A 26,037-nucleotide genomic window follows, 5' to 3' on the forward strand; every position below is an offset into this window, starting at 1 on the left:
TAACATCAAGGATAATGCCATGCTGGAACGAAGCAACGAACTCAACGCCTGGGACCGGGATCATTTCTTCCATCCCTCCACTCATATGGGCATGCACGCACGTGGCGAGACGCCGACGCGGGTGATCGGCAACGGTGAAGGCGTCTACATCACCGATACGAGCGGCCGCTCCAGTCTCGATGCCTTTGCCGGACTTTACTGCGTCAATGTCGGCTACGGCCGGCAGAAAATCGCCGATGCGATTACCGAACAGGCAAAGAGCCTTGCCTACTATCACGCCTATGTCGGCCATGGCACGGAAGCATCGATCAGGCTGTCGAAGATGATCATCGACCGCGCGCCCGAAGCCATGAGCCGCGTCTACTTCGGCCTTTCCGGGTCCGATGCGAACGAGACGAACATCAAGCTCATCTGGTATTACAACAACATCCTCGGCCGTCCGGACAAGAAGAAGATCATCTCGCGCTGGCGCGGTTATCACGGCTCGGGTGTCATGACAGGTTCGCTAACGGGGCTCGAACTTTTCCACAAGGCTTTTGACCTGCCGCGCGCGCCCATTCTCCACACGGAAGCTCCTTATTATTTCCGCCGGCCCGACCGCTCGATGGACGAGGAGCAGTTTTCGCAATTTTGCGCCGACAAGCTGGAGGAGATGATCCTTGCCGAAGGCCCGGAAACAATTGCCGCCTTTATCGGCGAACCAATCCTCGGGACAGGCGGTATCGTTCCGCCTCCCGCCGGATACTGGCACAAGATCCAGGCCGTGCTGGAAAAGTACGATATCCTGCTGGTTGCAGATGAGGTGGTGACCGGTTTCGGCCGCTTGGGCACGATGTTCGGCTCGGACCACTACGGCATGAAGCCGGACCTGATCACCATCGCCAAGGGCCTCACCTCGGCCTATGCACCGCTTTCCGGTACGATCGTTTCCGACAAGGTCTGGCAGGTGCTCGTCCAGGGCTCCGATCAGATGGGGGCGATTGGTCATGGCTGGACCTACTCCGCACATCCGATCTGCGCCGCCGCTGGGATTGCCAACCTGGAACTGATCGATGAGCTTGATCTCGTGAGGAATGCCGGCGAGACCGGCGCCTATTTCCGCTCGGAACTGGCAAAGGCCGTCGGCGGTCACAAGAACGTTGGTGAGGTGCGTGGAGACGGGTTGATGGCGGCTGTTGAGTTTGTTGCAGATCGGGACGATCGCAAATTCTTCGATCCCTCGCAAAAAATCGGTCCGCAGGTGGCCGCTGCACTGCTGGAGCGCGGCGTGATCGGCCGCGCCATGCCGCAGGGCGACATCCTCGGTTTTGCGCCGCCGCTTTGTTTGACCCGGGGCGAGGCCGATACTGTGGTCAAAGCTGCGGCCGAAGCCATCGACAGCGTCTTCAAATCCATCTGAAGGAGTGTGAGATGACCGTTGTTCCGAAGACGATGGCAGCCGTACAACTCGTCGGTCATGGCGGGCTCGACAAGCTGGTCTATAACGAATCCGCTCCTGTCCCGATGCCGGGCGCAGGCGAAGTGCTCATCAAGGTCACGGCCTGCGGCATGAACAACACCGACGTCTGGGTCCGCCAGGGCGCCTACGGCACCGAAGACGACCCGTCGGCCGTCTCCACGTGGCGCAGGAAGGGCAATACGCTGACGTTCCCGCGCATCCAGGGGACGGATGCTGTCGGCCATATCGTCGCGGTTGGCGCCGGCATCGACGCAAAACGGATCGGCGAGCGTGTAATGGTCGATTTCTCGATCTATAATCGCGAAGACGACAGCCTTGCCGACATCGACTATATGGGTCACGGCCGGGATGGCGGTTATGCCCAATACATGGCGCTGCCTGCGCAAAACGCCCATATCGTCGATACCGATCTCACCGACGTCGAACTTGCAACCTTCTGCTGTGCCTACCTGACCGGAGAACGGATGCTTGAGCGGGCGCGGCTTGCTGCGGGCGAACACGTGCTGGTGACGGGGGCATCGGGCGGTGTCGGATCGGCGATCATCCAGCTCGCAAGAGCGCGCGGCGCAATCCCGATTGCGATAGCTGGTCCTGGCAAGGAGCAGGCTGTGCTGGACATCGGCGCAGAAGCAGTCGTCACACGCGGCGGCGATGATCTCGTCGAAGCCGTCAATCGGGCATCAGCCGGCCGGCCGATCGACGTCGTGGCCGATCTCGTCGCCGGATCGATGTTCAACGATCTTTTGAAGATCCTACGCCCCGAAGGCCGCTATACGACGGCCGGTGCGATCGGCGGGCCGGTGGTTCAGCTCGACTTGCGGACAATGTACCTGAAGCAACTGGAGTTGCATGGATCGAGCCAGGGTACGCGCGCCGACTTCCGTCGGCTCGTCCGCTATATCGAGGACAAGAAAATCCGGCCCCTGGTCGGCGGCGTCTATCCGCTATCGGATTTCCATCGGGCTCAGACGGACTTCATGGCAAAGAACTTCATCGGAAAGCTCGTCGTCGTCCCCGACTAAACGAGATTTGCGGTCTGGACCCGGCGCCGCAGCTCTCGCTCTCGGCGCCGGCCGCTCCAATTATGATTTGCCCGCAGCGCTGTCACATGGCTGGGACGAATTTCCAAAACACTCCTTCCTGGCGATCCGTATAATACTTGAACTCGCACTCAAACTTCCGGCCGTAGGCTTTGGCAGCCTTCAGGCATTGATCGCTGACCGGATTCATCCCTGTATCAGGGGCAAACCAGTCCTCAAGCAGATCGTCCGGCACATATGTACCGATGCGCAGCGGAAGAGTGGCGAGTACAACGTCCATTTCCTTTGGCACCATGATCAAAGCCTCCTTTTCGGATTAACCGCGGTCGGATGAACCGGTTCCATGCTGCCTTCCACTACATCCCGCAGACCGCATCATGTCAACGAAACCACTGCCCGGACCGGCTTTGGCGGGCACCTTTCGACACTCCTCTGGACCGTTGCGGCGTTAGCAGGCGACCGCCGGTGACATCAGCGGTGCCAAGCGACCGTACCAGCCTGAATTCCTGATGTTACGATGGCCTAAACCACCGCGAATACGCTTCGAGAAGCCGAGAACGTGCTGCTCCATACCGCCGTCAATAATAAACTCGAAACTGTCTTCTTCGAACTGCTGGAATTCCCCATAGTGACCACCGGTTTCTCGGCCGTCACATCCGAATTTAGCCGCATCATGTAATCACAAACGAGATGGGTCCATTAAGACTTGAATAAGGTGTATCGGCCGCGATGACGTATCTGAAAAATGGAGTGCTAATCGCAGCCGTGATGCTGGCTGCATTGATAACGTCCTTGCCGCCGGCTTTTGCCAAAGATTGTAAGCAAGAAACGTTCGAGGAGGCGCGATACATTGTCTGCACCCTGGAACCTGGGAAAGCTGACCTGCGATTGTTCTGGAAGGGCGTGGATGGCGAGCCTTACCGCTATTTCTCGAGCGTCGCCGAAGCCGTGGGGAAAGAGGGACGAGCGCTGACATTCGCGATGAACGCAGGGATGTACCGCGCCGATTTTTCTCCGATAGGACTTTATGTCGAGGCCGGCCGAGAACTACGACCCGCCAATGAGGCCCGAGGTGAAGGCTCAGCCGGTCTGCTGCCAAATTTCTATAAGAAGCCGAACGGCGTGTTCTTTTTTGACGACACAAGGGCCGGAATACTCCCGACAGATCAATTTTTGAAACGTCGGCCCAAGGTGCGGTTCGCCACCCAGTCTGGTCCAATGCTTGTCATTCAGAACAAGCTGCACTCGGCCTTTATTGTAGGGTCGACAGACCGAACCCGTCGGAGCGGCGTGGGAGTCTGTGGCGGTGGCACCATTCGCCTTGCCGCAAGCGACGACATGGTGAATTTCCACGATTTTGCGCGCCTGTTCCGCGACCATTTAAAATGCCCCAATGCATTGTTTCTCGACGGTGGACGAGGTGTGGGGATTTACAACCCGAAGATGGGCCGCAATGACAGATCCTGGCATGGCGGGTTCGGCCCGATCTTTGGAGTTGTAGAATAACCCCACGAATGGTTACGACGACGAGCGCGGCAAGGTCATCATCGACCCGGGCCGCCGGGGCGGTTGGCCGCAAAATTGAAGCCAGCCGATCTGAAAGCAGGCGGTGCGCTCCTGGCCGATCCGGAGATCAACCTGGAGGACGTGGCCCGCCGCCTGGATATCTCGCCGGCGACGTTTGCCGATATTCCCGCTGCTGGCTCCAGCCGACTACGCAGATAGGAAAGGGTCTCGGAACGCGCTGCACAGGCGCTGTAGTAAAGAGGCCTCTCTATCTGCGGGGAGAGTACGCACCGTCGTCGCTCGGACGCCCGCCTTGCCCGCTCGCTACGGCGCTATGGGAGCGCCCTCGTGACGCTGCTCGCGGTCATTGTGACGTACGCAATCGCCAGCCGATAAAGCCTTCGCCCGCGCGCTGATGGTCAACCCCTCAGCGTGGGAGCGATGGGGCAATGGCGGCGATAGCGATGGCGTTAAGGGTTATGACGTAAGTCGACGGCAGACACAGCCGATCGGCAGCCCAACACGGCCGCGGGAGATCAGAGCTGTATTCGTATCATCCTGAACATGACCCAGGTCCTTGCTGGAATTCTCTCAGGAGTCGATCGGAGGAAAATCAGGGGGCTTGCCACTAGGCAGCAAGCGCCGCAGCCATCCTGCGCAACTCAGGCATCATCCGCGGCTCTTCAGGTTCAACAATCTCCGAGCCAATATCCATCACGATGGACTTGACCAACGTTGTCTTATTCAATGCACTTTTCTTGACGAGTTCGTCAAACTCGTCGCCAACGCGCGGGGTTACCTTCATCGAAAGCCGTTTTGACGGGGCATCGTGCCAGCTTTTCCACTTCGCTCGATGAACCTCCGCGTTTATGCGAAGCCGCTCGACCAAGGAATCATCGTTTACAGACCTGTGCACGAAGTACGCTATCAGCGATTTTCGCAGGATCACGCCAGCTGAAGGATCAATCCGATAGGACGCTAGGTCCAACATATCCATAAACGGCGCAGCCATAACCACTTCCAGGGGCCTACAGGCAATCTCGCGAGCAACCCGGATTGCTGGCGTCGACTGCGGCGGGATAGCCACAACAGTACCACACTCGTCGCAGGTAGCCGCCATGATCTGCTTCGCCACGCCGATCCCACTCTCGAAAGGCACATCGTGGTAGTCGAAGGTCGTCGTAACGACTTTCCGGCACTTCTCGCAGAGCGCCTTGCTCTTATCTCCAGCATACCAGATTTTCATGTTCGCCTACTTTGATGGATGTACACTTATGAAGATCGTATCCGGGTCAACGAAATAGAACTTTATGTACCATCCATCTCGCTTGAGGATGTGGACTTCAATGCCCTCGAATTCATGTGTTCAGAACTCGCATGATGCGTGCCATTGCATCTGTCGATGATCGTTATCAGTTGCTCGGGGGAAATATCCCCAGTCATCAAGGCATTCTTGTCCTCGATGTTCCCACGTGCTGCGTGCTGATAAGTACCTTCCTTCAGTGCCCTGATGACGCGATACCTGACGCCCTTGAAAGCCATTTCTTCCTCAATATACGAAGTTCTTCGTAAAGTTCAACAAAAAATGCGTTCTGCGCTCCCAGTCCATGTCATCAAGATGAATAACTGTATGGCAAAGTCGCGTGCGCAGGCGACGGGCAAGCCATGCCTTGCCCGTTCCCCCGTTGCCCATAACGAGAATCCGCTCGAAGGCTGCTGATGCGTCTTCCATTGCCGCCTTTTCATTGGGCTGCACAGCTGAGATTTTTACGTGTTTTTAGCGGGAGATATCGGGTGGCTGCAAATCAAAATTGAAACCATCATTCTGAAGCGGTTGCGGTCGCGCCCCCGTCCGAAAGCCGGATTGCGCCTCGGCACTTACGGCGAAGCCGCGATAGACCAAGCCTCCTGGGTCCGCTTGGAGACGGATGGAGCGATCCCAACTCATTGCGGTACCGCCGAGGATCAGCATTGCGGCGGCACCTAGCGTTTCATCTATGCCGTTGCCGACTGGTCAGCCGGCGGCCCGCATTTCCGCTTGTGGCTGCACATTCTGGTTCATACGGAACAGATTCTGAGGATCGTAACGCCGCTTGATCTCCGTCAGACGTTTGTAGTTGCCGCCATAGGCCGCTTCGACACGATCGCTTTCATCCTCCGGCATGAAGTTGATGTAGGCTGTGCCGATGGCGTGCTTCTTCGTTGCCTCGAAAAGCTCGCGTGCCCAGCCGATGCACGTGCTGTCCATCGAATTCTCGCGCCAGCGCGCATGGACGTTCATGACGAAATGCGAGTTGCGCTGTGGAAAAGCCGTATCCTCCACTGCGATGCGGCCCGCTGCACCGCCCACATGGCCAATGAAGATCTCGCATTCCGGCCCCGGAAGCTTGCGAACGGCATCGAGGAGAGCAGCAATCGTCGCATCCGAGAGCTCTGCGAAATCCTGGCTCTTCCAATAGTTGCGCGCGCCTGGCGTCAGCAGCGGGTCGAATGCCTGTTGCCAGGCGGCAAAAGCTGTCGGACCGACAACATCGGCAATCGGATTGCCGATGTCACGAAGCGCCGCGGCAGCGACTTTGCCCGCTTCGATGTCGCCGCAATGGCACATGGCGAGTGCAAGGATTTCCCTGCCGTGCCATTCGGCGGGCAGGAAAGGCAGCGGCGGTGCCTTGCGCATGACCGCCCAGCATGTGAGTTCGTCCGGCGCCGTTTCGAGCACCTGGCGATATTGCCTGAGCACCATTTCCGCGTCGGCAAAAGGATGGACGACCAGACCTGCCAGAACCTCGCCCGGCAGGTCGTGGAGCCGGAACTCAAAGGAGGTTACGACGCCGAAATTGCCGCCGCCGCCGCGTAGCGCCCAAAACAGATCCGGCTCTTCGTTCTCGCTCACGCGTACCAGCTTGCCTTCAGCGGTTACGACCTCCATCGAAATGATATTGTCGATCGTCAGCCCGAACTTGCGTGTAAGCCAGCCGAAACCGCCACCAAGTGTCAGTCCGGCAATGCCGGTCGTGGAATTGATTCCTGTCGGTAGAGCCAGCCCGAAAGCCTGTGTTTCGTTATCGACATCAGCAAGCGTTGCGCCCGGCTCGACCCGTAAACGCCGTGTGCCCGGGTCGACCCTTACCGATTTCATCGGCGACAGATCAATGACCAGGCCGCCTTCACAGACGGCATTGCCGGCAATGTTATGCCCGCCGCCGCGGACAGCCAAAAGAAGATTGTTTTCGCGCGCGAACCGGACGGATCTCATAACGTCGGCGGCACCAGCGCAGCGCACGATGAGACCCGGGCGCCGGTCAATCATCCCATTCCATATGGCCCGCGCCTCGTCGTAATCGACGTCCGTTCCCGTGAGCAATCTGCCGCGCAGACCTGCCGCGAAGGCATTGAGCGCAACGTCCGTCATGGCCGTTTGGCCCTTCTGCAGGGTCGTAAGGTTCAAGTTGTCCATGATTTCCTCCCCAAGGCGGCAGAGCCCCGTTCCGCCGTGGCAGCATCTTGCGCTTCGTTCCTTTGCTACGCAAGATAATGCTAATAAACATTCCTGCCGGGACCCTTCACAAGCTGGGTTTATTGCTTTAAAAGCGCTCCCGTAATCCGGTCGCAGCCCACCCGGTCAAAACAAGGGATCCGACATCATGAAAACCATCGTCATCTGCTCCGGCGGATTGGACTCCGTTTCGCTTGCGCACAAGGTTGCCGCGGAACACGAACTCATCGGCCTTCTCTCCTTCGACTACGGACAGAGGCACCGCAAGGAACTCGATTTCGCGGCTGCATGCGCCAAACGCCTGGGTGTGGCCCATCAGATCATCGACATCCGCAACATAGGCAGCCATCTGACGGGATCGGCGCTGACCGACGACATCGATGTTCCGGACGGGCATTATGCCGAAGAGACGATGAAGGCGACCGTCGTACCGAACCGCAACGCCATCATGCTCGCCATCGCCTTCGGGCTTGCGGCGGCGCAGAAGGCCGATGCGGTCGCAGTCGCTGTGCATGGCGGGGACCACTTCATCTATCCGGACTGCCGGCCAGGTTTCATCCAGTCCTTCCAGGACATGCAGAACCAGGCGCTCGACGGCTATGCCAGCGTTTCGCTTTTTGCACCTTACGTCACCGTCTCGAAGGCCGATATCGTAACCGATGGCGCCAGGAACGCCACTCCGTTCGCACAGACCTGGTCGTGCTACAAGGGCGGTTCGCGCCACTGCGGCCGCTGCGGCACCTGTGTCGAACGGCGCGAAGCGTTTCATCTGGCCGGCATAGACGATCCGACGGACTACGAGGACCCGGACTTCTGGGTGGCCGCAACCGCGGGCTTTGCTGCTGAAGAGGTGAAATGATGTTCCGCATCACCAAGGAGTTTCATTTCTCCGCCTCGCACCGGCTCACAAGCCTGCCCGCCGACCATCAATGCGGCCGCCTTCACGGACACAATTACGTCGTGGAGGTGGAACTTTCAGCAGCAACCCTCAACAGCCACGGATTTGTCCGCGATTACCACGAGCTTGCGCCGCTGAAGTCCTATATTGACGAGTCCTTCGACCACCGGCACCTGAACGAGGTCCTCGGTCATGATCAGGTGACGGCTGAGTGTCTGGCGAAGCATTTCTACGATTGGTGCAAGGATCGCCTGCCGGAAACCTCGGCCGTGCGCGTCAGCGAGACGCCGAAGACCTGGGCGGAATACCGGCCATGACCGTCGCCCGCAAGGCCGAAATTCGCGTCAGCGAAATCTTCGGGCCTACCATTCAGGGGGAAGGTATCTTGATCGGCCTTCCGACCGTTTTTGTCAGGACGGGGGGCTGCGATTACCGCTGCTCATGGTGTGATACGCTGCATGCCGTCGACAGCGAGTATCGTGATCAATGGCGTGCGATGTCGGTCGACGATATCTGGCAGGAGGTCTTGCGGCTTTCGGGCAACAAACCGCTGACGGTATCACTGTCGGGAGGCAATCCGGCGATCCAAGCGCTCGGGCCGCTGATAGAACGCGGACACAGCGAGGGTTTCCGTTTCGCGCTGGAAAGCCAGGGCAGCATTGCCAAGGATTGGTTTGCCGATCTCGATGTTCTTGTCCTGAGCCCAAAGCCGCCGTCAAGCGGCATGGAGACCGACTGGCGCGCGTTCGAGGCCTGCCTGAAAATGGCTGCCGAAAAGCCGCAGCTTGCGCTGAAGATCGTTGTGTTCGACGATCGCGATTACCTCTTCGCCCGGACCGCCGCGGCACGTTACCCGACGCTTCCCGTTTATCTTCAACCCGGCAATCATACGCCACCCCCGCCCGCAGACGAAGACGCAAGCGTCGATTTCGACGGCATCATGGACCGGATGCTCTGGCTGATCGACAAGGTGACGGAAGATCGGTGGTTCGAGGCGCGCGTGCTGCCGCAACTACATGTGCTGCTGTGGGGCAACAAGCGCGGCGTCTGACGATTCCTTCGGGCACGCCGGAGATGGCGTCGCAGGGCTCAGCCATTCGTCGCCGATCCCGAGGCACAAAGGACATCGATCAGCGGAAGCGCGGCTGTTTCGGCGAGACGTTCGCCCGAATCTCATGAAGGGGTGCGTTCTTGCCAAGCAACCGCAAGCGCTTGCGTTCCTCTGCCGGATCAACCCCAAGTTTCTTGCAGTGATCGGCAACGTCACGATCGTGCGGGCCTGGCACATGCACTTGCCTGTTGTTCATATTCTTCATGGTCATTTTCCTCCTCGTGAGGATAACGCCTGACGATCACAAATCGTTCATTAGGTGGCTCTAAAGTTGACAGGAACGCCTTTCGACGAGCTCAACCTCATGCGCTAAGCGATAGCGGACATTCGGTCCAGTAGGTCCGAGGTCCCTGACTGACCCGTAGGCAGACGCTTGCCGATGGCCGGCCAACGTCTGCACTGGACGTGGAAGCTGACGTCGCGTTGCTCCCGCCCGAGACATAAGGCGGGAGACCGCAACTTATTGTATCAAGCCGGCAGCGGCTCGTGGAAACGGCGCCAGCCATTTGCGCTGATTGCACCGGCAACGATCTCGCACCCGTTCGGCTCTAGGAAATGGGTGAACCCGGCGCAGCGTTCGCCGCGACTTGGGGTGTCCTGGTAAAGCGCCAGCGCTTGGTTGTCTTTCCGGCTGCCATCGGTCGAGACATACAGGCTGAAAGCCCGCCGGCGCTGGCAATCGCCGCACCGGTCACAGAGACATTCAGGAACTTGCGGCGAGACAGCACTCGGCTTGAAGCTGCCGATCCGTGGTTCACATCATCATCCTTATCATGGTCTTTTTCCGAGAGCGGCGGATACCAATCCGCTCAGTTTCCGGTGACCAATCGTCACTCGTCGCAACTGGCTCAGGTGGTCTTGAGCGTGCCGTTCATCCCTTCCGGATAGAAGCCGCCCTTGCTCACTCCGTCCTTGTCGGTGAGGTAGACGATCCGGAGCACCTCCTGCGGCGTTCTGGTGAACGCGATCGCATCGGGCGTCGAGGGAACGATGTTGGCTTTTCCGTCCCCCTGGATCCCCTGGTCCTTATCGTCGGATCCGTCGATTTTGTCTCGGGCATCGGAGACAGCGTTGGCGGCCTTCCAGGCTTCCTCTCCCTTTCGGTATAGCGTAGATCGCGCCATTCCCATGTGATAGGCCTCGACCGCCAGGATGCCTGCGGCTGCGGCGAGGAAGTCCTTGTTTTTCAGAACTGTCGCCGCACCGGCATAGGCGGTGACGCCGACATCCTCGAACAACATCCCGCCGAGAACGAAGTTCGTCTCGTTGCCGAAGGGGTCGAAGTCCGGCCCGAGGCCCGCTGCTTCCGCGACGGCTTTGAAGCCCGCACCGAAATCGATGGCCGGCCGGTCAACCGCGTTGGTTCCAAGCGTCTTGCGGTAGAAGCGGACGTGCGCGAGTTCGTTTTCCGCGACTTCCTGCATGAATTCGCCGATGGCGGGCGTCTCGAACGAGACTTGCTTTCCACCAACGACGTCGCCGGGTTTCGAACCGGCATCGGCTGCGTCGATGCCCATTCCGGTGGTGCCGCGGAGGTAGTATTCAGCCTCCATATATTCGAGGTTGAGCGCAAAGCGGAAAATGTCCTCGTCCGATATGTCCTGTGCCAATACCGGAGAAGGCCGCGCGATTCTGCTGAGTGCCGCTCCGGCACCGAGTACGATAAGTCCCTGAAGCGACTGACGCCGGGATAGGTGAAGTGCGCCCTGCATGGCGGTCTCCTATGTTTGTTGATTCAACACCGCTGTCAGCACCGCGGCACCGAATGCATTTGCCTGACGATTAGATGGTCCGGGCCGCCAAAATATTCCCGTGTCCCGCTACAAAGGCCCTGCGAAAGGAGCCGGCGTAATCTCGGCGTGGACGGCGTCTACGTGCGCTCAGTCGCCGCGTTCAACAGATGAGTATCCTTTCGAACCAGGCGGATTGCGAGCCGATCGAGGACTGATTGCGCGAGGCGGTCACAACGAGCGCCAGCGAAGAGAAACGTATCCGTGAACACGGTGGCGAGCTTGTCCCGCAGCGCCTCGCGGAGCAGCCGGCGTGCGCGATAAAGACGGGTGCTCACTGTCTGAGGTCGCAATGCCAAAAGAAAAGCCGTTTCCTCAATGCTCATTTCCTCGACGTCCCGCATGACAAAGACGATGCGAAAGGGCTCTGGCAAGTCACCGACGGCTCGCTCCAGGAGGCCGCGGATTTCAGCGAGAGCGGCCGCCTCTTCGGGATCAGGCTTGTGTGCGCTGAACGGAGCGACCATGGCTTCGATGGCTTTCGCGTCTACGGTGGGTCGCCTTTTCCGGCGGCGTCCCAGCGCCTCGTTCAGCGCGATCCGGGTGAGCCAGGTCGACAGCCGCGCCTCCGCGCGGAATTCGGCCAGATGGGTGAAGGCGTGGATATAGGTCTCCTGAAGTACGTCCTCCGCCTCGGAGTCGTCATTCAGGACGGCGCGGGCGACCCGGTGAAGCCGCTGATTGTGACGCTTGATGATTAGCCAGAATGCGGCGGGGTCACGCTGTCGCGCGTGTTCAACCAGCCCCGCGTCGTCAAGGTCCTCGATTCTCACTGCCTCGGTGGATCCGCTCGGCTTCATCATAGGCGCTCCAGATGCATCAGCTTACTATGAGATAAGCGTTTTCCGGCTTTTCGGTCTGCGGCCAGGTGGAGACTTGGGACTCTAGCGGACCAGAGGTCTGCTGACCAAGTAAATCGGACTTGTTGCGGAGCAGTTCCATCTTCCGGTTTCGGCGCAACTGAGACTTCCAGCGTGGTCGCCGGCGATGCCTGCTTTCAGGAAGCGGCAAAGATGATCTCTACAGCCGACATGAGGCGCGAAGAAACTATTTCGGCGTTGGGGCCGGGAGCCGGCTGTCCGCTTTCAAGGCCCGAACTGCAATAGCGGCCATTCAGATCAGAGGCAGGCAGCTCCGCCAACGCGGGCATTGCGACCTGTTTGCCATGCGCACGGTGCGCGAAATGAACGTGACAAAGCAGGATTAGCTGCCTTCACACCCTAGTCGAAAAGCAAGAGAGGGGCTGGATGGCGATGCACCGGCCTTCTTCCAAGGACTTTCGAAATTGAGCCGAGCGCCCCATGGGAGGCTCGTGCTATAGTGCGTGCCTTAAAACTGGGAGAAAGGTACGAGTCCGTGGGCCAGCCCCAGGTGGAACGCAGACTGGCAGCTATTCTGGCTGCCGACGTCGTGGGCTTCAGTCGGCTGATGGGAGTCGATGAAGCCGGAACGGCGCGTGCGCTGCGGGGCCACCGCGAAGCCATCTCGCCGATTATCACAGACCACGGCGGTCGGATTGTAAAGACCATAGGCGACGGCGTGCTACTGGAGTTCCCCTCGGTCGTCGCGGCCGTCGCGTGCGCAGCGGCCATCCAGAAGTTGATGGCGGAGCGAAATGCGGTGGCACCCGCCGATCAACGGATGCTGTTCCGCATCGGAATCAATCTCGGCGACGTCCTGATCGAGGGCGATGACATTCTGGGAGACGGTGTCAACGTGGCGACCCGGCTTGAGGAGATTTCCGAGGCCGGCGGAATCTGCATCTCCGAAGACGTATACCGACAGATCGATGGCAAGGTCGATATTAGTTTTGCCGATATGGGCTTGCACCACCTTAAGAATATCGCGCGCCCGCTGAGGACCTTCCGAGCGCACCTCGAGCAGATCATCCCGTTGCGGGCGCCTGGACCCGCGTTACCGGACCGGCCATCGATCGCAGTACTGCCGTTTGGGAACATGAGCAGCGATCCAGCACAGGACTATTTTGGCGACGGCATCGTCGAAGAGATTATCATCGGGCTGTCGCGCATTCGCTGGCTCTTCGTTATCGCCCGCAATTCCAGCTTCACGTACAAGGGGCGCGCTGTCGACGTGAAGCAGGTCGGGCGCGAATTAGGCGTGCGCTACGTGCTGGAAGGCAGCGTTCGCAGGGCGGCCAATCGAGTGCGCATATCTGCCGAGCTTGTTGAGGCCACGACGGGCGTACATATTTGGGCGGATCGCTTTGAAGGGGAACTGGAAGACATTTTCGAACTGCAGGACCGAGTAACCTCGAGCGTGGTCGGCGCCATCGGACCGAAGCTCGAGCAGGCTGAGATCAAGCGGGCCAAGCACAAGCCTACCGAGAACCTCGACGCCTACGATTACTTCCTGCGGGGCTTGGCAGCCTTGCATTGCTGGAGCCGAGAAACCAACAATGAGGCTCTGCGGCTCTTTTACCGCGCCATCGAACTCGATCCGGAATTTGCTGCGGCTTACGGCATGGCGGCGCGCTGCTATTCTCAGCGGAAGGCAAGTGGTTGGATGGTCGATCACGCGCAGGAGGCTGCCGAAACCGAGCGGCTGGCCCGGCATGCAGCGGCCCTGGGCAAGGATGATGCGGTGGCGCTCTGCACCGCTGGAATCGCCTTCGCGTATGTTCTTGGCGCACACGATTATGGCGCAGATTTATTGCAACGTGCTCTTGGGCTCAATCCCAATTTGGCCTCAGCATGGCTGTTCAGCGGGTGGGCCAGGATTTGGCTTGGCGAACCGGAGGGGGCAATCGATCATCTCACGCGGGCCATGCGGCTGAACCCACAAGACCCCCAGATTTGTAATGCGCACGCCGCAATGGCCGCCGCCTACTTCTTTGCTGGCCAATACGCGGATGCGTCATCATGGGCGCACGCGGCCATTCGTGAGCAGCCGGTCCACTTCATCGCAACCTGCGTCGCTGCAGCAAGCCACGCACTGGCTGGACAAGCTCCAGAGGCCACGGAGGCGATGACACGATTGCGTCAGCTTGATCCCGACTTCCGCCTCTCCAGCCTCAACGATTTCTTCCCGATCCGGCGACCGGACGACGCCGCACGATGGGCCGATGGTTTGCGAAACGCAGGCCTGCCACCGTGACGGCTCATTTCGCTATGCGAGAAACCTGACCGTAATTCGACGATGTCGCGGTCATGCCGGCGGGTAGGGCTGCGAGGACTGTCGCTTTATCTTTAAATGTAAGACTCGTTGGCCAATGATTTCAATTGGTTGCCGTGCCACTTAATTTGGGATTTAGCAGTTAATGTGAGATTTTGACTTGGCTTTTGGGAGATTCAGGCGATCGAGATAATCGATGGTGCCTTGGCAAATTGACGCATTTCCTGATGAAGTCGATGAAGCGCTTTGGGATGAAGCGTGCAAACGCGCAGACGGCATTCGGGAATTCCTGAAGCATCGAACTGGTCTGATGACCGCCGCAGACGTGAAACAACTTACAACTGAGCTCGACGTCAGCCGATCAACGGTTTACCGCCTTATCAAACTGTTTCGATCAGGTGGGACGGTCACCTCTCTAGTCGACCGTAAACGTGGCCGGCCTGAGGGTTACTGGGTACTGGATGCAAAGCGGGAAGAGATCATCCGCGTTACCCTTAGCAAATACTACCTGACGCGAAACCGTCCGACAGTTTCGCAACTGATCCGGGATGTGCGGACGAATTGCTAGCCGGGCATCTAAATCGGCAACGACGAAATCGCATCGTTCGATCCCCGTCGCGTAACCTAGTTCACTCGGGACGGCGGCGGCGGCCCAGTTCCAGGCGATTTGACGTTGACCCAAAAGACTCGGCAACGATCCCAGGTCGATGCCAAAGGGCGCCGAAATGTAGCAGCGGTGAAACCTGCGAGGGGGCTCTTTAAACATTGCTCACTCCCATCGCTGCAATTCACACAGTTCGTTGATGCTCGTCAATCTGGCCCAGGGGATCGGCAGCTCACAGTACAGCTAAAAAGCAGCCCGAATGGCCGAAATGAGGGCGCAAAGCGGTCAAGACCGCAGTCGGCCCCTTTGCTGCCGTTCGAGGTCGATCCGAGGAACGTGCGGTATGTGCTAGAATGCGGCCCGAAGGCGGAATGCGACAGACGCACTGCGAGGGGCGGTGTGATCGTACCGGACTTCGCGCGACCGAGAGCCGACGTTGTGCTCTTGAAAGGGGAGACGAGGACGATGCCGACACCACAGCAACCCAGTCTAATAGTTCGACAGAAATCCCCACAGAACATCGAGTTTCCGTTTGCGTCGCTCTCCGATTGGCTGATCCCAACCGAGCTGTTCTTCGTGCGAAACCATTTCCCGTCGCCGGACCTCGATGCGCGAGACTGGAGATTGCGCGTTGGCGGCGCGGTGGAGCGGCCGATCGAACTTGACCTCGACAGCATCAAGGCGATGCGGAGCACGACTTTCACCGCCGTCGTCGAGTGTGCAGGGAACGGGCGCGTCTACTATGTGCCGCCGAAGGAGGGGTTGCAGTGGCAGAACGGAGCCGTCGGCAATGCCGCGTGGACAGGTGTTCTTCTGCGCGAGATTTTGGAAATGGCGGGCGTTAAGCGAACCGCACGTGAGGTTCTGCTCGCAGGCGCCGACAGCGGCGTCGTCGACACGAACAAGAAAACGGCTTCTCCCGGCCCCATCGCTTTTGCGCGCAGTTTACCGCTTGAGAAGGCCATCGCTGACAGCACGATCCTTGCCTATTCGATGAACGAGGAGCCGTTGACGCGCGATCACGGCTACCCGCTACGCGCGGTCGTGGGTGGCTGGTTCGGCATGGCTTGGGTCAAGTGGATCACGCATATCACGGTTGTGGAGCAACCGTTCCTTGGCTACTGGCAGGCGCGCGACTATTTCCGTTGGGAGCGCAGCCTCGGGGAACCCAGGCTGGTCCCCCTTGCGGAGATGGAGGTCAAAGCGCAGATCGCGCGTCCCGTACAGGGGGCGCATCTCATCGCCGGCCAACCGTACCGGATTTTCGGAGCCGCCTGGAGCGGAGAGGCTGTTATCCGGCAGGTGCAGGTCTGCACCGGAGATGGCAGAGGCTGGCGCGAGGGAAGGCTCCTCGAAACAGAACGTCCCTTTGCATGGCGCTTGTGGGAGTACATGTGGACCCCTGAAGAAGTGGGGCGATATATACTGCGATGTCGCGCGATCGATGGGGCGGGGTGCGTGCAGCCCGACCTCCAGCGTTCCGACTGCGAGAGCTACGCGGCCAATTGGATCGTTCCGGTGGAGGTTACGGTCGTTCCCGAGCCACAGACGTACGAGGAGGAATTCGTGATCTAATCACCCGCATGGGGCGGAATGGCGGCTTTGGCGCAACTGCGACCCGCGTTGTCACTGCGTCATGTCCGCTTTGCAGCAACAGCGACGGGTGGCTCGATGACCATTATGAGGGCGCGTTGCCGCCCGGCACTTCCGGGGCCGGAAGCTGCCGTTCCACCCGCAACTTTAAGGTCCGCAAAACGGGGAAGCGGCAGTCTGGCGTGAACGCGCGGAATAGCTGCTTCAAAAACTTATTCCGGCATTAGGTTGCGCAGGCTTTAGCGCTTGATGTTAGCGTGACCGCGACTAACGTCGCGCTCGCGCAGGGCGCGCTCTTGAAGCCAGTGGCCAACGGGCGACCAGAACCGCACGGCAACCGCTGACCAAACCCTACTAACCCTGGCCAGCAGAGCAATCACCTTTACGATTCGACCAGGATCACCAAGGACTCTGGCACCACTCCATCGAAGGCCATCGCATCCGCGGCTTCCTTGCTCTGCATAGCTTTCATCATGGCGTCCATGTCCGGAACGTCCATAAGAACGGCCACCCGAGACGGATTCTCTGGATCTACAAATGTTCGTATGTTGGTCACGCCGAGCGGACCAAAAAGCTCTTTCCGCTTTGGCGAGTCGAGCCAGTGCTTCGTGCCCTTTGTGATGTTATGGTGGCCAATGACTGTCGGCATTGCATCCTCCCTATCGTGACGGCGAGGGCCGGCATCAACCAAAAGTGCCAAAATCCATCCCGTCAAACCATGAGCAAGTCTCGCACAATCTGAGGCGAACGCGAAACCACGCGGCGTGCTTTTGTGGAGCCGCACGGATTGTGGACGATTGCCCGGCGATGAAATGCAATCACTCGGTGAGGCCAGCTTTGCGCAGGCCGTCCACAATGCGCTCGAAATCGGCAGGGTTCTTGTAGGGCAGCACTTTGCGCCTGTGCTCCAGGGAATAATCGGGATTAATCCGGAACGCTTCCTCCCACTCCCCACGCGCCTCCACGAAGCGGCCCAGGTGACCATAGCTCGCCGCCAGCAACACACGTGAGATGTCGGTGGCTGGATTGCGGACAAGCCGTCGCTTCAGGATGACAACGGCCTCCTCGTACCTGCCTAGCTGGAACATCGCCTGCGCGTGGAAGTGCAGAAAGATATCCGGATAATATGGATTCAGGGCCATTGCCCGCTCGAAACAGCCGAGGGCCTCGTCGGGCCTGCCCGCATAGTGGAGCGCGTTGCCGAGGCTCTCGTGGCCCTCGGCAAGATTGGGAGCAAGCGCGATCACGCGTTCAGCCTCCCGGATGGCCACGTCGAGCCGTCGCAGGTACAAGTTGACGACGCCCAGCGCCCAATGTGCGTACGGATATCGATCGTCGAGCGCCACCGCCTGCGTCGCAGACCCGGTCGCCTGTTCCAGCGATTTCGACGGCGATTGGCTCCACTGGTTGACGTAGGCCAGCCCGTGCGCGACGGCGAGGAACGCGTGGGCCGGGGCGAATTTCGGGTCCAGATCGATGGCGCGTTGCAACAATAGGCGGCCCTGAATGTTCTGCTCTCTCGTCAGCCGCCACATCTGTTCACGGCCTCGGAGGAAGCAGTCATAGGCTTCCAGATTTTGGGTCTGCTCGGTCGCGAGCCGCTGCTTGTCCCCGGCCGCGAGCTTGAGTTCCAGAGCGCCGACGATCTGCTGCGTGACGTCATCCTGCACCGCGAAGATATCGCTCAGGTCGCGATCGAAACGCTCAGCCCACTGATGCCCGCCAGTGATTGCATCGATGAGCTGCGCGGTGATCCTCACCTTGTTGCCTGATTTGCGGACGCTCCCTTCCAGCACGTAGCGCACGTTGAGGCTGTGGCCCACCTCCTGCACGTTCACGTTCCGGCCCTTGAACGTAAACGACGAGTTGCGAGCGATGACAAATAGCTGCGACAGCTTCGACAGAGCAGTGATGATATCTTCGCAGATGCCGTCGGCGAAGTACTCCTGCTCGGCATCGCCGCTCATGTTGACGAAGGGCAGCACGGCAATCGAGAGCTCCGGCGGCAATGCGGCCGGCGCACGAGCAACGGCGCCAGCGGTCACTGCTGGCTTTGCCTCCGCGGCTGCGCCGACCTGGAGCGAATAGATCCGGATCGGCTCGGCTATGTTCTTGAGATGCGTGTTGCCGAGATCGCTGACGGAGAGATCGAGCCTCGCCCTGACCTGGCGATAGGCGTCCTCGGACAGGCAAATGGCTCCAGGGGCCGCGATACCCTCGATACGCGAGGCGATGTTGACGCCGTCCCCCATCAGGTCGCCATCGCTTTCCTCTACTACGTCCCCCAGATGGATGCCGATCCGGAACTCGATGCGCCGATCCTGCTGAACGCCGGCATTGCGCTCGGCCATGCCGGTCTGCACCTCGATGGCGCAGCGCACGGCATCGACAACGCTGCGGAATTCGATCAGCGCTCCGTCTCCGGTGCGCTTGATGACACTGCCGTTGTGCACGGCGATGGTTGGATCGATCAGGTCGCTGCGCAGTGCCCGCAACCTTGCCAGGGTGCGATCTTCGTCCTCGCTGGCGAGTCGGCTGTATCCGACTATGTCCGCGGCCAGAATTGCGGCCAGTTTGCGATTCTCACTCATAGAGCCGTCCCTCATCTCCACGATAGCAGGAAGACAGAGACAGGGGAACTTCTGCCCGGAGCGATCTCGGCTGAGATCAAGTTCTCTGGTGCATCTGCGACCTACAGCGTGTTCGCCGACGATGTCTGCTTTCGGGCAACGGCAAAGCTTGCCCCAACGGCTGACATGAGGCGCATAGCCGCTCGATAGAACTGCGAAAATCCAGAATGCTTTCCCCAAGCAGCTTGGCCCCGCACGCAGCGGGGCCGCACATTGTCAAATCTCTGTATGCTCCGCCAGTTCCAGCGCATCCTCGATGTCCACGCCCAGGTACCTAACCGTGTTCTCGATCTTGGTATGTCCAAGCAGGATCTGGATTGCACGAAGATTGCCGGTCGCTTTGTAGATCATTGCGGCCTTGGTCCGTCTGAGGGAGTGCGTGCCGTAGTCTTCGCGTCGTAGCCCAATTGCAGTGACCCACTCATCGACCAATCTGGCATATTGGCGAGTGCTGAGATGATCGGAATGATCGACTCGACTGGGAAAGGCGTAGTCAGCGATTGAACCGCCTCTCCGTTCAAGCCACGCAAGCAAACTTGCCCTGACGTCGGCGGTGATCTCGAACTGGACAGGACGTCCGGTTTTTTGCTGGACGACCATGGCACGGGTTCGGATTTCTTGACCGGTGACGAGGGTTCCGATCTTGATCTTAACCAGATCGCAGCCTCGTCGCTTACTGTCGATTGCGAGATCGAACAGCGCCCGGTCTCGCATGCGCCCTCCCTATCGAGGAAGAAACGAATTGCCCAAATCTGGCGCTGCTTCAGGGGCTTCTTTACGCCGATCTTCCGGCCGGCGTTCCATGCCGGTCGACCGAGTGCAGCAGGATCGTATTGCGCGGTACCCATTTGAGTTCTCCTTCGGCCACCATTGGCCGTCGGAAAAACGTGCGAACGCAAGGAGCGACGGGGCCGTAGCCGGCGGACTGCTTTCGGGGAGCAGGCGCTGAAAGCTGACATTCGTTCATTAGCGGCTCGAAGGTCCACTTGACCCGCAGCAGACGATTTTGCTGCCCGCCGCCGCGGTGCATGACCTCGGATGACCGGTCTACTGCAGGGAAGTTCGGGACGCTTGCGCTTCCTGCGCGACCAGGTTATACACTGAACTAGATGGTTCAGCATTTAAGTCCTCCCCTCGATCTCTCGTTTGCGGCGCTGTCCGATGCGACCCGCCGCGGGATCATCGATCAGCTTGGGCGAGGGGACGCGTCGATCACCAGTCTCGCGGATAAGTTCCAGATGACGCTGACCGGCATGAAGAAGCACGTCCAGGTTCTCGAGCGGGCGGGGCTCGTCGTCACGCAGAAGGTCGGACGGGTGAGAACCTGCAAGCTTGGGAAACGCGGCCTCAAAGCGGAGGCCGAATGGATCGAGGCGCATCGCAAGCTCTTCGAGGCCCGCTTCGAAGCATTGGACGAAATCATCAGCGAAATGAAACAGGAGGGAAGCGATGAATCAGCAACTTGACAGTGCAGGTGGTGCGCAGAACCGCACGTCAGTCGAGCGCAGAGGGGATCGCGAACTCGTCGTAACGCGGACATTCAATGCGCCGCCGAGCACGGTTTACAGGGCGTGGAGCCAGCCCGAGCTGTTCCAGCGCTGGTGGGTGCCAAAATCGGCATCCGGCGTTTCGCTCGTATCGTGCGATATGGACGTTCGTACCGGCGGCAAATATCGGCTGGAATTCGGCGCCGGCGGTTCGGACACCATGGCCTTCTATGGCAAGTATCTCGAGGTGGTGCCGAACGAGCGCATCGTCTGGACCAACGACGAGGGCGAAGAGGGCGCGATCACGACCGTGACCTTCGAGGACCAAGGCGGGAGGACACTACTGAATTTCCACGAAGTCTATCCGTCCAAGGAGGCGCTTGAGGAAGCACTACAGGGCTCGGCGGCCGCATTGCCGGAGCAGTTGGAGCAGCTCGACGAATTGCTTTCCAGCATAGGCGAGTAGCGCGGGTCGGGAAACTCGCCTCGAGAACGTCTGCTCTTGGGAAGTGACTCCACCGGCCTTTCTGGCCGGAGCGGGGGCGCATTGCCGCCCGGCAGCATTGGCTCGGTCGGTGGTGTCTCTGACAGCATTTCTGCTAAAGGTGGGAAGCAAATCGCCCGCGATGTCACCTACTGGCGAAGCGTGAAGGGCGCAACGGGCTGATGGGCCTCTCGCTCATCAGGCCTCTTGTTTTGAAGGAGGAGCGCTAGAATGAGCACCGACCTGGATACCGTGCGGTCCTATGATACGGTCGCGGCGGAGTACGCTGCCGAGGCCGCGGCGATGCCCGAATGGGTCGCGACCGAGATCGATGCGTTCGTGACCGAGCTCGGCGGCTCGGGCAGGGTGCTGGAGATCGGAAGCGGTGGCGGGCGAGATGCACTTGAGCTTGAGAAGCGGGGAATTAGCGTCCGGCGCACCGACATTTCAAAGGGCTTCGTCGAACTGCTTCGCGAAAGTGGCTTCGAGGCCGACCTGTTGGACCCGCTGACCGAAGACTTGGCCGATCCGCAGCATCCCGGCACGCCGTACGACGGGATCTGGGCCTGTGCCTGCCTGATTCATGTCGCGCACGAGGATTTCGGCACGGTGCTTGGACGGCTTGCCGAGGCGACCCGGACGGGTGGCCGGTTGCACGCCTCGGTTAGAGAGGGCGAAGGCGAGGATGTGTCCACACACGGCAGTGCTGCAGCGCCCCGGCGCTACGTCGAGACGTACTGGCGCGAGTCTGCCCTGCGATCCGCACTCACAGACGCCGGCTGGATCGTCAGCGAGGTACGTCGGTGCGTCGGAAAGCCCCATGATCGGTGGCTGAGCGTTCGGGCGAGTCGGGCGTGACGCACACAGAACTTGCGGGAACGGCCGGTTGTGGCGCGACTATGAACTCTAGGTGGTCACCGCAATGTCGGCTTCCGGGCGAAGACAAAGATCCCCTCTGTGGCCGACATGAGGGCGCATAGCCGCCGTTAGAGCTGCTAATGTCGGAAGGCGGAACTCGCGATCGTCGTCTAGTGCCAGCTTATGTAAACGGTGGCAAAAAGGAGAGGTGCATGTTGCTGAAAGATCGAAATGCAATTGTTTATGGTGCCAGTGGGGCTGTTGGAGCGGCCGTGGCAAAGGCATTTGCCCGAGAAGGCGCTCGCGTCTTCCTGGCGGCCCGTCACAAGGATCGGTTGGATGCGGTTGCGGACGATATTCGGACGCGGGGTGGAATGGCGGAGGTGATGCCTGTGGATGCAACGGACAAGCAAGCTGTTGAGGCGCAACTCGCGCTGATCTCCGATAAGGCGGGTCCGGTCAAGATAATGTTCAACGCGATCGATTGGGGCGACACACAAGGTGAGCCACTCGGGACGATTTCATTAGAGAAAGTCCTTCGGCCCGTTCAAACCGGTCTCACAACGTGGTTCTACACCGGAACTGCAGTTGCGGATCATATGGCGCGCAACGGTGGTGGTTCCATCGTCGGTATCAGTGCGAACGCTGGACGCCAAGCTTTCCCGAACGTGGGCGGGTTTGGAATTGCCTGTGCTGCCGTCGAGCATTTTTTGCGACAGTTAGCAGTAGAGAACGGGCCCTTAGGAGTGAGGGTCACGTGGGTTCGTTCACCGGGCTCCCCAGACTCTCCCGGCGTTCACGACGTTTGGTCGATGGCTGCGCGTGAGCGTGGTATGACTTTCGATGAAATCCATAAAGAGTTCGCCAAGGATAGCCCGTTGCGGCGTGTGACGCCGCTCGCGCAAATAGCTGACGCGGCGGTACTCCTGGCCAGCGACTTGGCGGCCGGCATGACAGCCACGATGGCCAATGCGACAGGAGGCGCACAGATCGACTGAATTGCTGGTCGCGTATCGGGACTCATAGACACAGTGTGGACAGCCAGTACGATAGCTTCCCGCTAAGCGTCCCCGAAACTTGCCGTCCACTTCCGACTCAAGTTGGACGTAGTAGTGGCTCATGGCGCACAGATGTCGTCGCGCCAGCCCGATACAACGGCTGCTTTTAGGCAGAGGCAACAACTGCCTCTATGACCGACGTGCGGGCGCAAAGCAGTCTGCCCCGTTGCGACCCCAAAGCAGACCTTCGCAGCATGAGCACGACGGCCAGAAAGCTGCTATAAATAATTGCGCTGTCATCTTACGAGAAATGAACGAGCTGGTCCGGACCCGCCTACCGCAGACTGAGAATACCCTGGCGCTGTGGCGTTTCATGTAAGGGCGGTGATGGCTGGATGGATTTGTCGATCGTAAAGCGCCAACTCCTCGGCGGTTGGCGGCTCGAACAGCTTCGACCACCTAAGCAGGTCCGCCCGCGAGATGTCGAACGTGCCGACTGGAAACTCGGCGTTTCGCCGGGAGACCCGGTCCCAAAGCTCATCAAAGGGAACGTCGAGGAAGCAGAGTACGACGCGGGCACCAGTTGCGCGAGCTTCCTCCCGGCAGGTTTCGCGTTCTGCCCGTGACCACACTCCCCAATCCACGACAACGTTACACTGAAGCCTGAGGGCACGCAGAGCGATCTGCCATTGTAGGCTCTCGACCCTACCTCGGCACGGGCCAGTTTCGGCTTCTGGAGTAGAGATGCCGGGGTAAAGCTTGTGCATCCAGTCGTCTCCGGTCAGACGGAGGGCAGATGCTTCGTATTCGATTATCTTGGCGAGCGACGTCTTCCCCGAACCGGGAAGACCGCAAGTAAGGTAGAGCGTGGGCATTGGAAAATCTCTGATTTTGGCTTGGCAAGTGGAACTGGCCCCGCGGTGTCGTGCGGGACTGCGCTTCGCTCAATGCCGCAAGGCGCGGCCAATCAGAGGTGTGTTGCCATAGTCTACTTTGTAGGACCGCTCTGCTCGGGGGTCAAGACGGCGCGCATGGGTGAGCTCACAGATGAGGTCGTCTAACCCACTGGCTGCCTTGTGGTACCTCCAACAATAAGCTGACTGTCAGCATCCCACCCCAGCTCGGATGTTGAGACGGCCCGAGCCCCGGCGTCTGCTTTCGGGGATTCGGCATAGCCCCCGGATCGGCTGACTAGAGGGCGCAATGCTACCGGGCCAAGTCGGACGCTGGTGACCCGGGGCTGCCGTTCGGTCCGCGACTAATGCGCACAAGCTTAACAGCGTCATCGTAGCCGAGCAGATCCACGTTGTCCCGATCCTGCGCTTGGTTTACCCAAGTCTCAATAGGGTTGATCAAGGATGCCGCGAGTGGGATGGGAAGCACTAGAGCTGTGGGGCAAAGATGCGGCTCGCATCGAACGGCTCGCTGGCGGGGTTGCCAATGACGTCTGGAGCGTGCACGTCCACGGGCAACTTGCAGTCGGTCGTCTGGGTACCAGGAGCGACGCTGATCTGGCTTGGGAGGTTGAGCTCCTCCGGCACCTTGACCGTGAAGGTCTGAGCGTGCCGGTGCCGATCCCGGCGGACGACGGCCGGCTATTCGCGGATGGCCTGATGGTAATGAAATACATGCATGGCGGACCACCCGAGACCGAGGGCGACTGGCGTCGCGTAGCCGAGACCCTCCGCGAACTGCATCGTTTGACGCAAGGCTGGCCGCAGCGCCCAGGGTGGCGATCCTCGACGGACCTCCTGCATGCCGAGACGGGGACGAGGATCGACCTTGCCGCGATGCCGCCAGATGGCGTCGCTCGATGCCGCGCGGCGTGGGCACGGCTTATCGGACGTGAGACAAGCGTCGTCCACGGCAATCCCAACAACCCTGCCAACATCCGCATGACCACGGACCGCATCGCACTGATCGACTGGGATGAGTCGCATGTCGACGTCCCCGACCTTGACCTCGTCTTGCCCCACAATGCTGCCGATCTGGAAGCCGGGGCGTATGACATCGCCGCGCAAGCATCGGCCGCATGGGAAGCCGCCGTCTGTTGGGATGACGAATACGCGAAACAGCGACTTGCCGAAGTTCGAGCGGTCTAAGCGACGGCCGCTCCTGGCGCATTGATGCCGTCGAAGCTTAGCTTGATCGACGTCTGCTCTCGGGAAGACGCCACCGCGGGCCCTACGACCGAAATGGGGCGCATATCCGCTCAATCACAAAATTTGGAATTGGCAACGTTCCGTTGATACGTGCAGCCCCACTGTGGGCGGGGCCGTACGCGCTCAGATCTCAGTATGCTCCGCTAGCTCCAGTGCATCCTCAATGTCCACTCCCAGGTACCTGACCGTGTTCTCGATCTTGGTATGTCCGAGCAGGATCTGGATTGCACGAAGATTGCCGGTCGCTTTGTAGATCATCGCGGCCTTGGTCCGTCTGAGGGAGTGTGTGCCGTAGTCTTCGCGTCCTAGCCCAATTGCAGTTACCCACTCATCGACCAATCGTGCATATTGGCGAGTGCTGAGATGATCGGAATGATCGACTCGACTGGGAAAGGCGTAGTCAGCGATTGAACCGCCTCTCCGTTCAAGCCATGCAAGCAGACTTGCCCTGACGTCGGCGGTGATCTCAAACTGTACGGGACGTCCGGTTTTTTGGCTGGACGACCATGGCACGGGTTCGGATTTCTTGACCGGTGATGAGGGTTCCGATCTTGATCTTAACCAGATCGCAGCCTCGTCGCTTACTGTCGATTGCGAGATCGAACAGCGCGCGATCTCTCATGCGCCCCTCCCGGTCGAGGAAGAAGCGGATCGCCCAAATCTGGCGCTGCTTCAGAGGTTTCTTGACGCCGACCTTTCGGCCGGCGTTCCATGCCGGTCGGCCCAGTGCGGCAGGATCGTATTGTGCAATACCCATTTGAGTTCTCCCTTCGGCCACCATTGGCCTTC

At 59.7% G+C, this 26,037-nt stretch carries 23 protein-coding genes and 3 pseudogenes; 14 read left to right on the plus strand and 12 right to left on the minus strand.

All coding sequences use genetic code 11. From position 1 onward, the window contains the following. Positions 1–19 precede the first annotated feature (19 nt). The gene (locus tag ISN39_RS31025; RefSeq protein WP_194731728.1) at positions 20–1,399 is read left to right on the plus strand and encodes an aspartate aminotransferase family protein; all 1,380 of its coding nucleotides are present in this window, start codon (positions 20–22) and stop codon (positions 1,397–1,399) included. A gap of 11 nt (positions 1,400–1,410) precedes the next feature. After that, positions 1,411–2,481: an alcohol dehydrogenase family protein gene (locus ISN39_RS31030; protein ID WP_194731729.1), complete on the plus strand. Its 1,071-nt coding sequence runs from the start codon at positions 1,411–1,413 to the stop codon at positions 2,479–2,481. An 82-nt stretch (positions 2,482–2,563) separates the two neighbouring features. Here ISN39_RS31030 and ISN39_RS31035 read toward each other — a convergent pair whose 3' ends face one another. After that, entirely contained in the window at positions 2,564–2,797 is a 234-nt protein-coding gene (locus tag ISN39_RS31035) for a hypothetical protein (protein ID WP_194731988.1), read from the minus strand. A 431-nt stretch (positions 2,798–3,228) separates the two neighbouring features. Here ISN39_RS31035 and ISN39_RS31040 point away from each other — a divergent pair, with 431 nt between their 5' ends. Next, positions 3,229–4,005, plus strand: coding sequence for a phosphodiester glycosidase family protein (locus tag ISN39_RS31040; protein ID WP_194731730.1), 777 nt, complete (start codon positions 3,229–3,231; stop codon positions 4,003–4,005). Positions 4,006–4,633: 628 nt separating this feature from the next. On the opposite strand, the gene ISN39_RS31045 is transcribed toward ISN39_RS31040, so the two are convergent. The 3 genes and pseudogenes from ISN39_RS31045 to ISN39_RS31055 all read right to left on the minus strand — a co-directional run bounded on the left by ISN39_RS31045 (position 4,634) and on the right by ISN39_RS31055 (position 7,462). Next, on the minus strand, positions 4,634–5,251 hold the full coding sequence (locus tag ISN39_RS31045; RefSeq protein ID WP_194731731.1) for a hypothetical protein: 618 nt from the start codon (positions 5,249–5,251) through the stop codon (positions 4,634–4,636). Between the two features lie 351 nt (positions 5,252–5,602). Then, a pseudogene (locus tag ISN39_RS31050) lies at positions 5,603–5,737 on the minus strand (AAA family ATPase); the annotation flags it as partial. Between the two features lie 282 nt (positions 5,738–6,019). Beyond that, positions 6,020–7,462, minus strand: coding sequence for an FAD-binding oxidoreductase (locus ISN39_RS31055; RefSeq protein WP_194731733.1), 1,443 nt, complete (start codon positions 7,460–7,462; stop codon positions 6,020–6,022). 187 nt (positions 7,463–7,649) lie between these two features. Between ISN39_RS31055 and queC the strand changes: the two genes are divergently transcribed. The 3 genes from queC to queE are packed head-to-tail and all read left to right on the plus strand — an operon-like array spanning position 7,650 to position 9,450. Beyond that, a complete protein-coding gene (gene queC / locus ISN39_RS31060; RefSeq protein WP_194731734.1) occupies positions 7,650–8,360 on the plus strand; it encodes a 7-cyano-7-deazaguanine synthase QueC in 711 nt (236 codons plus the stop codon). After that, positions 8,360–8,716, plus strand: a complete 357-nt coding sequence (gene queD, locus ISN39_RS31065; protein ID WP_074073169.1) for a 6-carboxytetrahydropterin synthase QueD — start codon at positions 8,360–8,362, stop codon at positions 8,714–8,716. Before queC ends, queD begins: the two co-directional genes overlap by 1 nt. Further along, entirely contained in the window at positions 8,713–9,450 is a 738-nt protein-coding gene (queE, locus tag ISN39_RS31070) for a 7-carboxy-7-deazaguanine synthase QueE (protein WP_194731735.1), read from the plus strand. The genes queD and queE overlap by 4 nt, the downstream gene beginning before the upstream one ends. A 79-nt stretch (positions 9,451–9,529) precedes the next feature. On the opposite strand, the gene ISN39_RS31075 is transcribed toward queE, so the two are convergent. The 3 genes from ISN39_RS31075 to ISN39_RS31085 form a co-directional block, all read right to left on the minus strand. Then, positions 9,530–9,715 carry a hypothetical protein gene (locus ISN39_RS31075; RefSeq protein WP_194731736.1) on the minus strand — a complete coding sequence of 62 codons (186 nt, stop codon included), beginning with the start codon at positions 9,713–9,715 and terminating at the stop codon, positions 9,530–9,532. Between the two features lie 643 nt (positions 9,716–10,358). Beyond that, positions 10,359–11,120, minus strand: a complete 762-nt coding sequence (locus tag ISN39_RS31080; RefSeq protein ID WP_083636074.1) for a ferritin-like domain-containing protein — start codon at positions 11,118–11,120, stop codon at positions 10,359–10,361. A 260-nt stretch (positions 11,121–11,380) separates the two neighbouring features. Then, complete coding sequence (locus ISN39_RS31085; protein ID WP_194731737.1) at positions 11,381–12,103, minus strand: RNA polymerase sigma factor; 723 nt, start codon at positions 12,101–12,103, stop codon at positions 11,381–11,383. 553 nt (positions 12,104–12,656) lie between these two features. Between ISN39_RS31085 and ISN39_RS31090 the strand changes: the two genes are divergently transcribed. The 3 genes from ISN39_RS31090 (at position 12,657) to ISN39_RS31100 (ending at position 16,611) form a co-directional block, all read left to right on the plus strand. Beyond that, positions 12,657–14,414, plus strand: coding sequence for an adenylate/guanylate cyclase domain-containing protein (locus tag ISN39_RS31090; protein ID WP_281438329.1), 1,758 nt, complete (start codon positions 12,657–12,659; stop codon positions 14,412–14,414). A 214-nt stretch (positions 14,415–14,628) separates the two neighbouring features. Beyond that, positions 14,629–15,000 (plus strand): helix-turn-helix domain-containing protein, encoded by a 372-nt coding sequence (locus ISN39_RS31095; protein WP_246763477.1) that lies wholly within the window; start codon positions 14,629–14,631, stop codon positions 14,998–15,000. Between the two features lie 501 nt (positions 15,001–15,501). Then, positions 15,502–16,611: a sulfite oxidase gene (locus ISN39_RS31100; protein ID WP_239602531.1), complete on the plus strand. Its 1,110-nt coding sequence runs from the start codon at positions 15,502–15,504 to the stop codon at positions 16,609–16,611. Positions 16,612–17,011: 400 nt separating this feature from the next. Here ISN39_RS31100 and ISN39_RS31105 read toward each other — a convergent pair whose 3' ends face one another. The 3 genes and pseudogenes from ISN39_RS31105 to ISN39_RS31115 all read right to left on the minus strand — a co-directional run bounded on the left by ISN39_RS31105 (position 17,012) and on the right by ISN39_RS31115 (position 20,107). Beyond that, positions 17,012–17,278 (minus strand): hypothetical protein, encoded by a 267-nt coding sequence (locus tag ISN39_RS31105; protein ID WP_194731739.1) that lies wholly within the window; start codon positions 17,276–17,278, stop codon positions 17,012–17,014. A 169-nt stretch (positions 17,279–17,447) separates the two neighbouring features. Next, a complete protein-coding gene (locus ISN39_RS31110) occupies positions 17,448–19,220 on the minus strand; it encodes an adenylate/guanylate cyclase domain-containing protein (protein WP_194731740.1) in 1,773 nt (590 codons plus the stop codon). Positions 19,221–19,475: 255 nt separating this feature from the next. Next, positions 19,476–20,107: pseudogene (locus tag ISN39_RS31115) on the minus strand (tyrosine-type recombinase/integrase). A gap of 261 nt (positions 20,108–20,368) precedes the next feature. Here ISN39_RS31115 and ISN39_RS31120 point away from each other — a divergent pair. The 4 genes from ISN39_RS31120 to ISN39_RS31135 all read left to right on the plus strand — a co-directional run bounded on the left by ISN39_RS31120 (position 20,369) and on the right by ISN39_RS31135 (position 23,086). Then, the gene (locus tag ISN39_RS31120; RefSeq protein ID WP_194731741.1) at positions 20,369–20,725 is read left to right on the plus strand and encodes a metalloregulator ArsR/SmtB family transcription factor; all 357 of its coding nucleotides are present in this window, start codon (positions 20,369–20,371) and stop codon (positions 20,723–20,725) included. Next, a complete protein-coding gene (locus tag ISN39_RS31125) occupies positions 20,709–21,212 on the plus strand; it encodes an SRPBCC family protein (RefSeq protein ID WP_194731742.1) in 504 nt (167 codons plus the stop codon). Before ISN39_RS31120 ends, ISN39_RS31125 begins: the two co-directional genes overlap by 17 nt. A 249-nt stretch (positions 21,213–21,461) precedes the next feature. Further along, the gene (locus ISN39_RS31130) at positions 21,462–22,088 is read left to right on the plus strand and encodes a class I SAM-dependent methyltransferase (protein WP_194731743.1); all 627 of its coding nucleotides are present in this window, start codon (positions 21,462–21,464) and stop codon (positions 22,086–22,088) included. A 212-nt stretch (positions 22,089–22,300) separates the two neighbouring features. After that, a complete protein-coding gene (locus ISN39_RS31135; protein WP_194731744.1) occupies positions 22,301–23,086 on the plus strand; it encodes an SDR family oxidoreductase in 786 nt (261 codons plus the stop codon). A gap of 371 nt (positions 23,087–23,457) precedes the next feature. On the opposite strand, the gene ISN39_RS31140 is transcribed toward ISN39_RS31135, so the two are convergent. After that, positions 23,458–23,976: an AAA family ATPase gene (locus tag ISN39_RS31140; protein ID WP_348652001.1), complete on the minus strand. Its 519-nt coding sequence runs from the start codon at positions 23,974–23,976 to the stop codon at positions 23,458–23,460. Between the two features lie 477 nt (positions 23,977–24,453). Here ISN39_RS31140 and ISN39_RS31145 point away from each other — a divergent pair, with 477 nt between their 5' ends. Next, the gene (locus tag ISN39_RS31145) at positions 24,454–25,188 is read left to right on the plus strand and encodes a phosphotransferase (RefSeq protein WP_194731746.1); all 735 of its coding nucleotides are present in this window, start codon (positions 24,454–24,456) and stop codon (positions 25,186–25,188) included. A gap of 183 nt (positions 25,189–25,371) precedes the next feature. Here ISN39_RS31145 and ISN39_RS31150 read toward each other — a convergent pair. Then, positions 25,372–26,005: pseudogene (locus ISN39_RS31150) on the minus strand (tyrosine-type recombinase/integrase). Positions 26,006–26,037 lie beyond the last annotated feature (32 nt).

The organism is Rhizobium sp. 007 (assembly GCF_015353075.1).
In the GTDB taxonomy this organism is placed as follows: Bacteria; Pseudomonadota; Alphaproteobacteria; order Rhizobiales; family Rhizobiaceae; genus Rhizobium.

Coding starts and splice junctions, on each gene's coding strand:
- ISN39_RS31025 (WP_194731728.1), top strand. CDS start 20: ATGCTGGAACGAAGCAACGAACTCAACGCCTGGGACCGGGATCATTTC.
- queE (WP_194731735.1), top strand. CDS start 8,713: ATGACCGTCGCCCGCAAGGCCGAAATTCGCGTCAGCGAAATCTTCGGG.
- ISN39_RS31085 (WP_194731737.1), bottom strand. CDS start 12,103: ATGATGAAGCCGAGCGGATCCACCGAGGCAGTGAGAATCGAGGACCTT.
- ISN39_RS31030 (WP_194731729.1), top strand. CDS start 1,411: ATGACCGTTGTTCCGAAGACGATGGCAGCCGTACAACTCGTCGGTCAT.
- ISN39_RS31130 (WP_194731743.1), top strand. CDS start 21,462: ATGAGCACCGACCTGGATACCGTGCGGTCCTATGATACGGTCGCGGCG.
- ISN39_RS31075 (WP_194731736.1), bottom strand. CDS start 9,715: ATGAAGAATATGAACAACAGGCAAGTGCATGTGCCAGGCCCGCACGAT.
- queD (WP_074073169.1), top strand. CDS start 8,360: ATGTTCCGCATCACCAAGGAGTTTCATTTCTCCGCCTCGCACCGGCTC.
- ISN39_RS31110 (WP_194731740.1), bottom strand. CDS start 19,220: ATGAGTGAGAATCGCAAACTGGCCGCAATTCTGGCCGCGGACATAGTC.
- ISN39_RS31120 (WP_194731741.1), top strand. CDS start 20,369: ATGGTTCAGCATTTAAGTCCTCCCCTCGATCTCTCGTTTGCGGCGCTG.
- ISN39_RS31055 (WP_194731733.1), bottom strand. CDS start 7,462: ATGGACAACTTGAACCTTACGACCCTGCAGAAGGGCCAAACGGCCATG.
- ISN39_RS31095 (WP_246763477.1), top strand. CDS start 14,629: ATGGTGCCTTGGCAAATTGACGCATTTCCTGATGAAGTCGATGAAGCG.
- ISN39_RS31100 (WP_239602531.1), top strand. CDS start 15,502: ATGCCGACACCACAGCAACCCAGTCTAATAGTTCGACAGAAATCCCCA.
- ISN39_RS31045 (WP_194731731.1), bottom strand. CDS start 5,251: ATGAAAATCTGGTATGCTGGAGATAAGAGCAAGGCGCTCTGCGAGAAG.
- queC (WP_194731734.1), top strand. CDS start 7,650: ATGAAAACCATCGTCATCTGCTCCGGCGGATTGGACTCCGTTTCGCTT.
- ISN39_RS31040 (WP_194731730.1), top strand. CDS start 3,229: ATGACGTATCTGAAAAATGGAGTGCTAATCGCAGCCGTGATGCTGGCT.
- ISN39_RS31105 (WP_194731739.1), bottom strand. CDS start 17,278: ATGCCGACAGTCATTGGCCACCATAACATCACAAAGGGCACGAAGCAC.
- ISN39_RS31125 (WP_194731742.1), top strand. CDS start 20,709: ATGAATCAGCAACTTGACAGTGCAGGTGGTGCGCAGAACCGCACGTCA.
- ISN39_RS31135 (WP_194731744.1), top strand. CDS start 22,301: ATGTTGCTGAAAGATCGAAATGCAATTGTTTATGGTGCCAGTGGGGCT.